Genomic DNA, 11,859 nt, shown 5'->3' with positions numbered 1-11,859 from the left:
TGGGGCTGCTCGGCGCTACCCTCCGCTGCGCGGGCGGGCTTGCAGCGGCGGCATGCGGCGCAGGCCGTCCACCGCGTCGGCCTCGAAGTCCTTCCACAGCGCGTCGCGGCGCTGCAGGGTCTGCGCCACTTCGCCATGCCGCTGCTGCGCCACGGCGGACACCAGCGCGTTGCACAGGAAGAACGCGGCGGTGTAGGAGTCGAACGGGGACGCGTTGGCCGTGCCCACCAGCAGGCTGTGGTGGGCGCAGGCCACGATGGGCGCCGCCGCGCTGTCGGTGATCGCCACCACGGTGCACCCCTGCTGCCGGAAATGCTGCGCGGCCAGCAGCGCGCCGTTGGAATAGCGGCGGATGGTGAACACCAGCAGCACGTCCTGCGGCTCGGTCCACAGCAGCCGGTCCACCGCGAAGGGCGCGCCCGCTCCCAGTTCCAGCACCTGCGGCCGGCACATGTTCAGGTGGGTGGTGAGGTAGGAGGACACCGGCACGCTGTTTTTCTCGGCCATCACGAAGACGCGCCCCTGGCAGCCGCTGATGGCCTGCACCACCGCCCCGAACACGCCCATGTCCAGCCCCTGCCGGGTGGCGGTGAGATTGTGCTGGTCGTGCAGCAGCGCATCGTCCACGCACTCGGCCAGGGTGCGGTCGCTGCCGATGGTGGCGCGCGTGCGCTGGGCGGGCGTCTGCAGCAGCACGGTCACCTCGCTGCGGGCTTCGCGGCGCACCTCGGCCAGGCTGGCATAGCCCAGCTTGGCGAACAGGCGCACCACGGTGGAGGCGCTGGTGCCCGCGCGCGCGGCCATGGCGCTGGCCGAGTCGAGCAATCCGTCGGGATAGTGGCGCTGCAGGTCGTCCGCCAGCGCGCGTTCGCTGGCCGTCAGGGTGGGGGCGTGGAGGACGAGCCGTTCGGTCAGGAGCATGGCAGGGATGGGGGAAGTCGACGGGGATGGGCGAGCGTAATCCAGCGCGGCCCGGCATGGCGAAGCACCGTGAGCACATTGCAATGACTGTTTCATGAATATATGATTATTGAAATATTCATTTCATTTCCGATGCCCATGACCACCACCATCGAAGCCGCCTCCCCTGCCACCGGCCAGGCCTTGCCGCCGGCTGCGCAACCCCTGCTGGCCTGGCTGGCCTCGCAGGAAAGCGCCATGTTCGATCTGCTGCGGCAGGTGGTGGACACCGACAGCGGCAGCGGCCATGTGGCAGGCGTGCAGCAGGTCGCGGCCCTGCTGCGCGGGCGGCTGGAAGCGGCCGGCATCGCGGTGCAGACCCTGCCGCAGCCGGGCTGGGGCGAATGCCTGCTGGCCCGCATTCCGGGCAGCAACCCAGCGGCCGCAGGCCACCTGCAACTCATGGGCCACATGGACACGGTGTTCCCCCTGGGCACGGCCGCCGAGCGCCCCTGGCGGGTGGACGCCGGCAAGGCCTTCGGGCCTGGCGTGGCGGACATGAAATCCGGCCTGGTCATGAACGTCTTCGTGGCCGAGGCGCTGGCCCGGTTCGGCGGCAACGCCTCGCCCGTGCACCTGTTCTTCTCGTGCGACGAAGAAGTGGGCTCGCCCGCCTGCCGCACGGTGATCCGCGAAATCTCCCAGGGCGCGCGCGCCGTGCTCAACGCCGAGCCCGGCCGCATCACAGGCAACGTGGTGGTCGAGCGCAAGGGCTCGTACCGCATCGATTTCGAAGTGCAGGGCGTGGCTGCGCATGCGGGCATCAACCCCGCGCAAGGGGCCAGCGCCATCGAGGCCCTGGCGCGCAAGACCGTGGCGCTGCACGCGCTCAACGGCTGCGAGCCGGGCGTGACGCTCAACGTCGGCTTCATCCAGGGCGGCATGGCCTCCAACGTCGTCGCGCCGCTGGCGCGGGCCCATCTGGACCTGCGCTACACGGCCGAGAACGACCTCGAGGCCGTGCTGGCCCGCATCCGCGCGGTGATCGAAGAAGAATCGCTGCCCCGCACCAGCGGCCGCATCGTGGAGCAGACGGGCACGCTGCCCATGGCCAAAACCCCGGCCGACCTGCTGGCCGCCTACCAGCGCAGCGCGGCGCAGGTTGGCTTCGCGGTCGAGGGCGAATTCACCGGCGGGGCCGCCGACAGCGGCATCACCTCGTCGATGGGCATTCCCTCGCTGTGCGCGCTGGGCCCGGTGGGCGGATACGCCCACAGCGAACGCGAGTTCTGCGACCTGACCACCTTCGTGCCACGGGCCCAGGCGCTGGCCCTCACCCTGCTCGCGCTGGGCTGACGGCGGGCCAGGCCGCGCCCTGTTTTCACCTTTGTCTTTTCATTTGCCATTGCCCCTGCCATGCCTGTTCGCACTGCCCCTTCCTCGCCTGACGCCTGCCACCTGACCCGCCGCCAGATCCTCGCCTCCAGCCTCGGGCTGGGCCTGGCCGGCCTGCCCGCCGTGGCCAGCCACGCGGCAGAGACCTACCCCGCGCGCCCGATCACGCTCGTCGTGCCCTTCCCGCCCGGCGGCTCGGTGGACGTGATGGCGCGGCAATACGCCGAGCCGCTCGGCCGCATCCTGGGCGTGCCCATGGTCATCGACAACAAGCCCGGCGCGGGCGGATCGATCGGCGCGCAGTTCGTGGCCCGTTCCAAGGCCGACGGCTACACGCTCGTGGTCTCGTCGCAAAGCAGCCACCTGGCCAATCCGCTCGTGCAGCCCAACCTGGGCTACGACCCCATCAAGGACTTCGACAACATCGCCATCCTGGGCCGCCAGCCCAACGTGCTCGTCGTGCACCCCAGCCTGCCGGTGAAGACCTTCGCCGAGTTCGTAGCCTACGCCAAGCAGCGCCCGGGCCAGCTCAACTTCTGCAGCGCCGGCGCCGGCAGCATGGGACAGCTGAATGTCGAAATGATGCAGCTGGCCATCGGCACGCAGGCCGTGCATGTGCCCTACCGCGGCGGCTCTCCGCTCATCACCGCCGTGCTGGCCAACGAGGTGCAGTTCACGCTCGACAACCTGGTCATCTTCCTGCCGCACATCCAGGCGGGCAAGCTGCGCGCGCTGGCCGTGGCGTCGCCCCAGCGCCTGCCGCAACTGCCCGACGTGCCCACCTTCGCCGAACTGGGCCAGGCCCCGCTCAACCAGACGTCGTGGACCGGCATCGCCGCGCCCGCCAACACGCCGCCCGCCATCGTGGCCACGCTGCACAAGGCCATCCGCACGGCGGCCACGGAACCCTCCATGCTGGAGAACCTGCGCGGCCGCGGCGTGATCGCGCCGGAAGACATGGCACCGGCCGGCTTCGAGAAGATGATGGCCGAGCGCCTGGTGGCCTACGGCGACGTGGTGCGCCGCGCCAACGTCAAGCCCGAGTAAGCCGCGCACCCGGCCTCCCGCCCCGCCCACGCCGCTTCGGGGCCGGGGCTCCACATGCGCGGGCGGCACCCAAGCCCGGCGCATCTGTGGGAACATGGCGCGCAACACCACTGCCGCTGCTCCGCTGCCCATGCGCCCACCCCTTCACTCCCTGACCGCCCTGGCCCTGCTGGCCACGTTCGGCGGCGCCCCGCTGCTGGCCCAGGCCCAGGCGTCCTGCTCCAGCGACGGCGTGGCGCAGCCCGTGGCGCTGTACGAGCGCTTCATCAACGCCGACTGCGAATCGTGCTGGGCCGGGCCGCCTGCGCACGCGCCCGGCGCCAGTGCACTGGTGCTCGACTGGATCGTGCCCGGCGGGCTGGCGGACGATGCCCCCCTGTCCGCCGCCGCCACGCGCGATGCCCTGCAGCGACTGCAGGACCTCGGCCGCGGCGTGCCGCCATTTTCAGACACCCACACCGCCGAGGTGCAGCCCCTGCCCGGCCGGCTGCGCGTGGCCAATGGCCTGGCGATGAACGACTACCTCGGCACCGGCATCGCCTTCCAGCCCGCGCCCCGCAATCTGCTGCCGGCGGGCCGCTACGCGTACACGCTGGTGCTGGTGGAGCGGGTGCCCGCGGGCACCGCAGGGACGCCGGTCGAACGGTATGTGGTTCGAAATGCCCTCCAGGGCAATTGGAACGCCGGCATCCCGCTATCGAAAAAGGAGCAATCCGCCTGGATCGACAACCGCTCCATGCGAACCCCGGAAGGCACCGATGCCGAGCGCCTGTTCGTCGCCGGCTGGCTGCAGGATGCGCAGGGCCGCATCGTGGCCGCGGCGCAGTCCCGCTGCGCAGCAGGGTCTTGAGCGGCGGGTAGAATCAGTCACCGGGCCCAAGTTTCTTGACGCCCGGTTTTTTTGTGCCTGCGCACAGCAGGGTCCGGTGCCGTCCATTGCGGCGGCACCCGCAGAGCCGGTCAGCAAGCCAAGCGCCCACCGTGGCGGAAATCCTTCCGCCGCGTCCTTCAATGGAGCTTGGAAATCTGATGGAAATCTTCGACTACGACAACGTCCTGCTGCTGCCGCGCAAATGCCGCGTGGAAAGCCGCTCCGAGTGCGACGCCAGCGTGACGCTGGGCCAGCGCAGCTTCCGCCTGCCCGTGGTGCCGGCCAACATGAAGACGGTGGTGGACGAGAAAATCTGCCGCTGGATGGCGCAGAACGGCTACTTCTACGTCATGCACCGCTTCGATCTGGACAACGTGCAGTTCGTGCGCGACATGCATGCGGCGGGGTGCTTCGCCTCCATCTCGCTGGGCGTGAAGCAGCCCGACTACGACACCGTGGACCAACTGGCCGCCGCCGGCCTCGTGCCCGAGTACGTCACCATCGACATCGCTCACGGCCACGCCGACACGGTGAAGAACATGATCGGCTACCTCAAGGACAAGCTGCCCGGCGCGTTCGTCATCGCCGGCAACGTCGGCACGCCCGAGGCCATCATCGACCTGGAAAACTGGGGCGCCGATGCGACCAAGGTGGGCATCGGCCCGGGCAAGGTGTGCATCACCAAGCTCAAGACCGGCTTCGGCACCGGAGGCTGGCAGCTGTCGGCGCTCAAATGGTGCGCACGCGTCGCTACCCGACCCATCATCGCGGACGGGGGCATCCGCGACCATGGCGACATCGCCAAGAGCATCCGCTTCGGCGCGACCATGGTCATGATCGGCTCGCTGTTCGCCGGCCATGAAGAGTCCCCGGGCCAGACGGTGGAAGTGGACGGCGCGCTGTTCAAGGAGTACTACGGCTCGGCCAGCGACTTCAACAAGGGCGAGTACAAGCACGTGGAGGGCAAGCGCATCCTCGAGCCCATCAAGGGCACGCTGGCCAGCACGCTGGTGGAGATGGAGCAGGACGTGCAAAGCTCGATCAGTTACTCCGGCGGCCGCAAGCTCATGGACATCCGCAAGGTGAACTACGTGATCCTGGGTGGCGACAACGCAGGCGAGCATCTGCTCATGTGAAAGACCGCCGGACGGCCGGCGATCAGCACGTGATGACGGCAATTTTTTCTGCGGGACTTGCAGACGCCTCAAATCTTGGTGCATAATTCGAGGCTCTGCAGCGATGCAGACAACTTTTCAAAAAGTGGGTTCTTAGCTCAGTTGGTAGAGCAGCGGACTCTTAATCCGTAGGTCGAGTGTTCGAGTCACTCAGGACCCACCACTTATACAAGCCGCAAGGCAAAAAAAGCCGACGCTATCAAACATAGCGCCGGCTTTTTGCATTTCCGCCGCCGCTTCGTGGAAAGCACCCAGCACCTCTGCATTCCATGCGCGCCACGGCGTCCTGTCGGGCAATCCCTCCGGCAGTGGGCGCGTTCTGCCTACAGCCGCCGCCGCTGCGTGCGCCTTAGGTTCATGTCTTCCCCTTTCTTTTCTTCAGGAGACCGACATGAACCAAGCCGCAGGTGTGCAACCCGATCGCATCGACGTCAACGACGCCGCCCTCGTCACCCAATGGGCCGACAAGCTCGCAGTGAGCGAGCTGCAACTGAAAGAGGCCGTGCAAGCCGTCGGCGACAAGGCGGCCGATGTGGAGATGCACCTCAAGGGTTCACGCAGCATCACCAACGATGACCGCGTGGAACAGCTCGGCGCTGACCGCTGAACCCCGTCGATCGCCCTCCATGACCCAAAAGACCCTGGCCGATCTGGCCGAGAAGATGCGCGACATCGACATCGCCATGCTGTCCACCCACACCGACGGCGGCACCATTGCCGGCCGGCCGATGAGCAACAACCGCGAGGTCGATTACGACGGCACGTCGTGCTATTTCACCTGGGAGCAATCCCGCATGGTGGCCGACATCGAACGTGCGCCCCAGGTATCGCTCGCCTTCCAGGGCGCCAAGGCCTTCCTGGTGGCCGTGCAGGGAAACGCCGAGCTGGTGCGCGACCGGACCGCCTTCGCCGAGCACTGGACGCCCGACCTGGACCACTGGTTCAAGGATGGCATCGACACCCAGGGGCTCGTCATGATCCGGGTGAAAGCCTCCCGCATCCACTACTGGGATGGCGAAGACGGCGGCGACATCACCGTCTGATGCCATGGCGCCATCACTTGGCGCACTCGGGCGATTCTGCACCCGCAGGGCGCGTGCCGCAACCCATCAGCGTGCAGGCCCTGGCGGGCATCAGCCTCCGTCGCCCGCCGTGCCGGTGATCGGCAGCACGATGCCGGTGATGTAGCTGGAGCACACGGGCGAGGCGAGAAACGCGTAGGCCGGCGAAATCTCTTCCGGCTGCGCGGGCCGGCCCAGCTGGGTCTTGCTGCCGAATTCGGCGATGCCCTCTTCGCTGCGGTCCGCCGGATTCAGCGGTGTCCACACGGGGCCGGGCGCCACGGCGTTGACGCGGATGCCTTGCTCGGCCAGGTTGCTGGCCAGCGCTTTGGTGAACGCATGGATCGCGCCTTTGGTGGCGGAGTAGTCCAGCAGTTCCTTGCTGCCGCGCAGCCCGGTGACCGAGCCGGTGTTGATGATCGCGGCCCCGCGCTGGAGGTGCGGCAGCGCCGCCTGGGCCATGTGGAAATAGCCATAGACATTGGTCTTGAAGGTTTCGTCGAAGCGCTCCTCAGTCAGGTCCGCCAGGGATTCGGCATGCTCCTGGAAGGCCGCGTTGTTGACCAGCACGTCCAGCTTGCCGAACGCCGACACCGTCTTGCGCACGGCCCGCTGGCAGAACGCTGCGCTCTTCACATCGCCGGGGATCAGGATGCAGCGGCGCCCCTCCTGCTCGACATGCTGGCGCGTGACCTCGGCATCTTCGTGTTCGTTGAGATAGACGATGGCCACGTCAGCGCCTTCACGGGCGAAGAGGACGGCCACCGCCCGGCCGATGCCGGAATCGCCGCCCGTGACGATGGCGGAGAAACCTTCGAGCTTGCCGCTGCCCCGGTATTGGGGCGCCTCGAACTGCGGCGCCAGTTCCATATCGGCCTCGCGCCCCGGCTTTTCCAGGTGCTGCCGCGGCATGGGCGGCACGGGGGCTGCACGGCCGGCGCCGGGGGCGGCGGTCTTGGCCGCAGCGCCCTTCTTGGCTGGGGCGGCAGGTCGAGAGGGTTTGGCCTGGTCCTTCGCGTCCTGCTCGCGCTGGATTCGCACCTGCTTGCGTGCGACCGCTTCGGTGTCCGGGCTCTCCGCCGTGCCGGCATTGCCCCGGGCTTTGGTGGCACCGGGTGTGCCGTTGCGGGTCTTGGCTTTGGAGGAGGGAGAGGTGGGCATGAAAGGCTCCTGAGGGAATGGCGGACCGTGGCACGGTGCGCCCGCTGAAGGGCGGGCCGGCCGACGAAGACGCACAAGGCTGCGTGCGCAGCCCGGGCGATCGCGTCGGAAAACGCGCCGTCCGAATGCAAGAGGTCCCTCGGGGACGGCCTTGCGATCGACGGGGTGCGCGCTTAGTGGGCGCACCAGCCCCTGGACCCAGCGCGGTGAAGGCCAGGAAAGCACGCGGCGATAATGCAGCGCACATGCCTGCCCTGCGCCACGTCCGCTTCCTCGCCCGCCTGATCCTGGCGTGGTTCGTGGCGTCGCTCGGCGTGGCGGTGGCCGCACCACTGGTGCACCCGCAGCGCATCGAATGGGTGTGCTCGGCGGGTGGCGAGCCGCGGTGGATGGTGGCCGGCGCGGGCGAAGATGCCGCCGTGCCTGCGCACCACGGCCTGGAGTGTCCGCTGTGCCTGCCGACGGTCCTGCCGCCGCCCTCGATCGAGGCGAGCGCGCATGCCCAGGCGCTGCCGACGCACCTTCCCGCGCCGCTCTACCGCGCTCCGCCGACCACGCTGGCCGGTGCGCCCTTTCCCCCTCGGGCACCTCCGCTGGCGGTATGAACACCGGGCCGGTCCCCAGCGTGCTGACCGGCCCGTCGCCTTGCCCCCGCCCCCCCGTTGACGGACCGCTGCGGGCATTGGCTTTCTGCGCAGCCCCGCGCAGGCCGTTGATCCGTTTTCCGCATTCAAGGAGCTTTCATGCCCAAGACCCCCTTTTCCGCTTTCGCCATCGCCATGGCCCTTCTGACGGCCACGGCCGCCCATGCCCAAGTCACCGTGCAGGACGCCTGGGTGCGCGCCTCGGTGCCGAACCAGAAGGCCACCGGCGCCTTCATGCGGCTGAACGCCGCGAAGAGCACGCGCCTGGTATCGGTCAGCTCGCCCGCCGCGCCGCTGGCGGAAATCCACGAGATGAAGATGGAAGGCGACGTGATGAAGATGCGCGAGGTGCCCGCGATCGACCTGCCCGCGGGCAAGGCCGTGGACCTCAAGCCCGGCGGCTACCACGTCATGCTGATGGACCTGACCAAGCCCGTGAAGGAAGGCGACACGGTGCCGCTCACACTGGTCTTCGAAGGCCAGGACGGCAAGCGCGAGTCCCTGGAGGTGAAGGCCCAGGCGCGCGCGGTAAGCGCCAGCCAGGCACCGGCGGCCCACGGCGACCACAAGCACTGATCTGGCGAGCGGCATGGCGTGCAGCGCGCAGCGCGCAGCACGCCATGCCTTTTTTGGGCCTCGCGCGCTCGGCCAAGGCGCGGGCCAGGGCCGCGGACCGGCACAATACCGCGCTCCCCCACGATGCCGCCCCCACCCCTTGCCTACCGCCTTGCGCCCTTCCCACCCCTTTCGATCGTCCGCTTTGTGGTGGTGCCTGCTGGCCTGGTGGATGGCGGGCGCCGCGCACGCGGGCATCCGCATCGCCGACGACCGGCAGCAGACCGTGGAGCTGCCACGGCCGGCAGCGCGCATCGTGTCGCTGCAGCCCTCGCTCACTGAGACGCTTTGCGCCCTGGGCGCCTGCGATCGCCTCGTCGGCGTGGACCGGCACTCCAACTGGCCCGAGTCGGTGCGCCAGCTGCCGCAGGTGGGCAGCCTGGCGGACGCGCACGTGGAGCGCATCATCGCGCTGCGGCCCGATCTGGTGCTGGTGCGCCCGCGCAACCGCGTGGTCGAGCGGCTGGAGGGCCTGGGCATCAAGGTGCTGGCGCTGGACGCCAAAACGCATGCGGACATGCGGCGCAACATGGAGGCGGTGGCACAGGCCATCGGCAAGCCGGGGGCGGGCGAGGCGCTGTGGCACCGCACCGACGTGCGGCTGGACGAAGCCCGCGCCCGGGTGCCGGCCGCATGGCAAGGCCGGCGCGTGTACTTCGAACTGCACGGCGGCTCGGCAGCGGCGAGCGAGGCCTCGTTCATCGGCGAAACGCTGGCCCGCCTGGGACTGCGCAATGTGGTGCCCGGCAGCCTGGGCGCGTTTCCCAAGCTGGGCCCGGAATACGCGGTGCGGGCCGAGCCCGACCTGCTGATCACCAACGAAGGCCGCGGCACGCCGCCGATCGCTGCGCGCCCGGGCTGGGGCACCATGGAGGCGGTGCAGCGCGGTCGGTTCTGCCGCATCGCCGAATCGCACTTCGACGTGATGGTGCGGCCGGGTCCGCGCATCGACGAGGCAGCGCGGGAAATCCTGGATTGCCTGGCATCGGTGGACCGGCGCTCCACGCCACCGTGAGGGCCGTGGCCGCCATGGCGGCAGCGATGGCACGGACAAGCAAGAGCGCTATCAAAAATATAGCGATATGCCCCAGTATCAATTGTCCTCCAGGCCATTTTGGCACTGAGAACGCCGCTGATTCAGCGGTGGCAGCTCACTTTTCCATAGCAGATGGAAGGTCCTCCACGCCATCCGACCTCCAATAGCGCGCCTGCCACAACTGCGCCAGCCGCTCGGCCCGGTGCAAGGGCACGCGCGCCACGTCGAAGTCCACCACGCAGGCCTCGCGCGCCACCGCCGGCCGGCCTGGCTGCTCGCGCGTGCGGGCGTCGGTGAGCAGCCAGAGCCACCCCTGCCGGTCGCGCGCGCCCTGCAGCACCTGGGCCGCCCGGTCCACCGCGCCGTGCAGCGGCGTTCCGCCCCCGCCGCCGATGGGCGATACCCAGCCGTCGCTCCAGGCGGGTGCGCGCTGGGGCGGCACGCGCAACTGCACGCCGCTGCCACCGAAGCACAGCAGCGCCACGTCGTCGCGATGGCGGTAAGCCTCGCCCATCAGCGCCAGCAGCACGCCCTTGGCGCGCGCCAGGGCACCGCTCGCCACCATGGAGGCCGAGCAGTCCAGCACGAAGCAATGCAGCCGCCCGGTACGGGCCTGTGCGGGCTGGTGCCGCAGGTGCTCCCGCCGCAGTTGGGCGGCCGCACCCCGCGCCATGAAGGTGCGCGGCCAGTCCCAGGGCCCCGGCTCGCCGCCGCGCAGGTCAGGCGTTCCATCGCCCCGCCCCCGTTCTCCCTGGCGCGCCGCGGCACGCCCGGGGCGGGGGCTCAGGCTTTTTTTGGTGCGCTGTCCTGCCCGCCGCGCGGCACCAGCGGCCGCACGGGTTTGAAGGCCTGGGTGCCCACGGGCTCGGGGGGCAAGGCGCCCCAGTCCGCAGCCCCGGTGGAAAGGGCGCCGCCGCTGTCGGCAGGGCCATCTCCCTCGCTCCCATCGCCTGGTGTGGCACTTTCGCTCGGGCGGCCCTCCCGCTGTGTACCCGGGGGCTTCTCCGCGCTCGGCCCCGGGGCCGGCAGGGGCGGTGGCGGCGCCCCGGCATCCACGTGGCGGCGGTGCGCGAGCACCAGCTCCGCGACCGGCGCCACATGGCAGGCCTCCACGGCAGAGGCGCCCTCCCACGCGGCCAACGCGCGGGCGGCGCGCAGCATCACGATGTCCGCGCGCAGCCCGTCCACGCGGGCGGCGATGCAGCGCTCGCCGACATCGGCCAGCACCGCATCCGGCCACGGCAACGCGCCGGGCTGGGCGATGCGCTCGCGCGCCGCGCGCAGGCGCTGCGACAGGTCGGCCTGGGCGTCGGCAAAGCGCGCGCGAAAGCCTTCCGGGTCCATGTCGAACGCCAGGCGCGAGCGCACGATGGCTTGGCGCTCGGCCGGCTCCACCACGTTCGCCAGGCGCACGCAAAGGCCCAGCCGGTCCAGTAGCTGCGGGCGCAACTGGCCCTCTTCCGGATTCATGGTGCCCACGAGCACGAAGCGCGCCGCGTGGCGGTGCGAGATGCCGTCGCGCTCCACCACGTTGACGCCGCTGGCGGCCGCGTCCAGCAGCACGTCGACCAGCGCATCGGGCAGCAGGTTGATCTCGTCCACGTAGAGCACGCCGCCGTGTGCGCGCGCCAGCAGCCCCGGCGCAAAGCGCACCGCGTTGCCGGCCATGGCCTGCTCCAGATCCAGCGTGCCGGCCAGGTGTTCCAGCGATGCGCCCAGCGGCAGCGTGACGAAGGGCGCGCCTTCGATCAGCTCGGCCAGGGCACGCGCGGCGGTCGATTTGGCCGTGCCGCGCGGGCCTTCGATCAGCACGCCCCCCAGTTGCGGATCGATGGCGGCGAGCAGCAGCGCCTGGCGCAGTTGCGGCTGGCCGGCAACGGCGGCGAAGGGAAAAAGCGCGGGCAGTGAAGGAGTGGCGTCTTGCATGCTGAGGGGTGGGGAAGGCGATGTCAGC

Annotated in this window: 13 protein-coding genes and 1 tRNA gene; 10 read left to right on the top strand and 4 right to left on the bottom strand. The window is 69.7% G+C overall.

What is annotated here, in order from left to right:
• Positions 1-15: 15 nt before the first annotated feature.
• On the bottom strand, positions 16-921 hold the full coding sequence (locus tag AVTE2539_RS03850; RefSeq protein WP_284408412.1) for a MurR/RpiR family transcriptional regulator: 906 nt from the start codon (positions 919-921) through the stop codon (positions 16-18).
• A gap of 138 nt (positions 922-1,059) precedes the next feature.
• On the opposite strand from AVTE2539_RS03850, the gene AVTE2539_RS03845 reads away from it, so the two are divergent.
• The 7 genes from AVTE2539_RS03845 to AVTE2539_RS03815 all read left to right on the top strand — a co-directional run bounded on the left by AVTE2539_RS03845 (position 1,060) and on the right by AVTE2539_RS03815 (position 6,431).
• A complete protein-coding gene (locus AVTE2539_RS03845) occupies positions 1,060-2,256 on the top strand; it encodes a M20 family metallopeptidase (RefSeq protein ID WP_284408411.1) in 1,197 nt (398 codons plus the stop codon).
• Between the two features lie 60 nt (positions 2,257-2,316).
• Positions 2,317-3,342, top strand: coding sequence for a Bug family tripartite tricarboxylate transporter substrate binding protein (locus AVTE2539_RS03840; protein ID WP_284408410.1), 1,026 nt, complete (start codon positions 2,317-2,319; stop codon positions 3,340-3,342).
• 130 nt (positions 3,343-3,472) lie between these two features.
• Entirely contained in the window at positions 3,473-4,192 is a 720-nt protein-coding gene (locus tag AVTE2539_RS03835) for a hypothetical protein (protein WP_284395065.1), read from the top strand.
• Positions 4,193-4,371: 179 nt separating this feature from the next.
• A complete protein-coding gene (locus AVTE2539_RS03830; RefSeq protein WP_284395067.1) occupies positions 4,372-5,349 on the top strand; it encodes a GMP reductase in 978 nt (325 codons plus the stop codon).
• Between the two features lie 126 nt (positions 5,350-5,475).
• Positions 5,476-5,551 (top strand) — tRNA-Lys (locus AVTE2539_RS03825).
• A 228-nt stretch (positions 5,552-5,779) separates the two neighbouring features.
• Positions 5,780-5,995 (top strand): DUF3606 domain-containing protein, encoded by a 216-nt coding sequence (locus AVTE2539_RS03820; RefSeq protein ID WP_272564590.1) that lies wholly within the window; start codon positions 5,780-5,782, stop codon positions 5,993-5,995.
• Positions 5,996-6,014: 19 nt separating this feature from the next.
• The gene (locus AVTE2539_RS03815) at positions 6,015-6,431 is read left to right on the top strand and encodes a pyridoxamine 5'-phosphate oxidase family protein (RefSeq protein WP_272564591.1); all 417 of its coding nucleotides are present in this window, start codon (positions 6,015-6,017) and stop codon (positions 6,429-6,431) included.
• A gap of 90 nt (positions 6,432-6,521) precedes the next feature.
• Here the strand turns inward: AVTE2539_RS03815 and AVTE2539_RS03810 are convergent, their stop codons facing one another.
• Complete coding sequence (locus AVTE2539_RS03810) at positions 6,522-7,610, bottom strand: SDR family oxidoreductase (protein WP_284408409.1); 1,089 nt, start codon at positions 7,608-7,610, stop codon at positions 6,522-6,524.
• Positions 7,611-7,855: 245 nt separating this feature from the next.
• Here AVTE2539_RS03810 and AVTE2539_RS03805 point away from each other — a divergent pair, with 245 nt between their 5' ends.
• The 3 genes from AVTE2539_RS03805 (at position 7,856) to AVTE2539_RS03795 (ending at position 9,884) form a co-directional block, all read left to right on the top strand.
• Positions 7,856-8,215, top strand: a complete 360-nt coding sequence (locus AVTE2539_RS03805) for a hypothetical protein (protein WP_284408408.1) — start codon at positions 7,856-7,858, stop codon at positions 8,213-8,215.
• Between the two features lie 138 nt (positions 8,216-8,353).
• Positions 8,354-8,830 carry a copper chaperone PCu(A)C gene (locus tag AVTE2539_RS03800; protein WP_284408407.1) on the top strand — a complete coding sequence of 159 codons (477 nt, stop codon included), beginning with the start codon at positions 8,354-8,356 and terminating at the stop codon, positions 8,828-8,830.
• Positions 8,831-8,981: 151 nt separating this feature from the next.
• On the top strand, positions 8,982-9,884 hold the full coding sequence (locus AVTE2539_RS03795; RefSeq protein WP_502868859.1) for an ABC transporter substrate-binding protein: 903 nt from the start codon (positions 8,982-8,984) through the stop codon (positions 9,882-9,884).
• Between the two features lie 136 nt (positions 9,885-10,020).
• Here the strand turns inward: AVTE2539_RS03795 and AVTE2539_RS03790 are convergent, their stop codons facing one another.
• Together AVTE2539_RS03790 and AVTE2539_RS03785 are read right to left on the bottom strand one after the other, a co-directional pair.
• Positions 10,021-10,578, bottom strand: a complete 558-nt coding sequence (locus AVTE2539_RS03790) for a vWA domain-containing protein (protein ID WP_284408406.1) — start codon at positions 10,576-10,578, stop codon at positions 10,021-10,023.
• Positions 10,579-10,688: 110 nt separating this feature from the next.
• Positions 10,689-11,831, bottom strand: a complete 1,143-nt coding sequence (locus AVTE2539_RS03785) for a magnesium chelatase ATPase subunit I (RefSeq protein WP_284408405.1) — start codon at positions 11,829-11,831, stop codon at positions 10,689-10,691.
• Positions 11,832-11,859 lie beyond the last annotated feature (28 nt).

It is taken from the genome of Acidovorax sp. SUPP2539 (assembly GCF_030158975.1).
Lineage (GTDB): Bacteria > Pseudomonadota > Gammaproteobacteria > Burkholderiales > Burkholderiaceae_C > Paracidovorax.
Note: the sequence above shows the minus strand (reverse complement) of the source record. Positions and strands in the feature narration are given on the sequence as shown.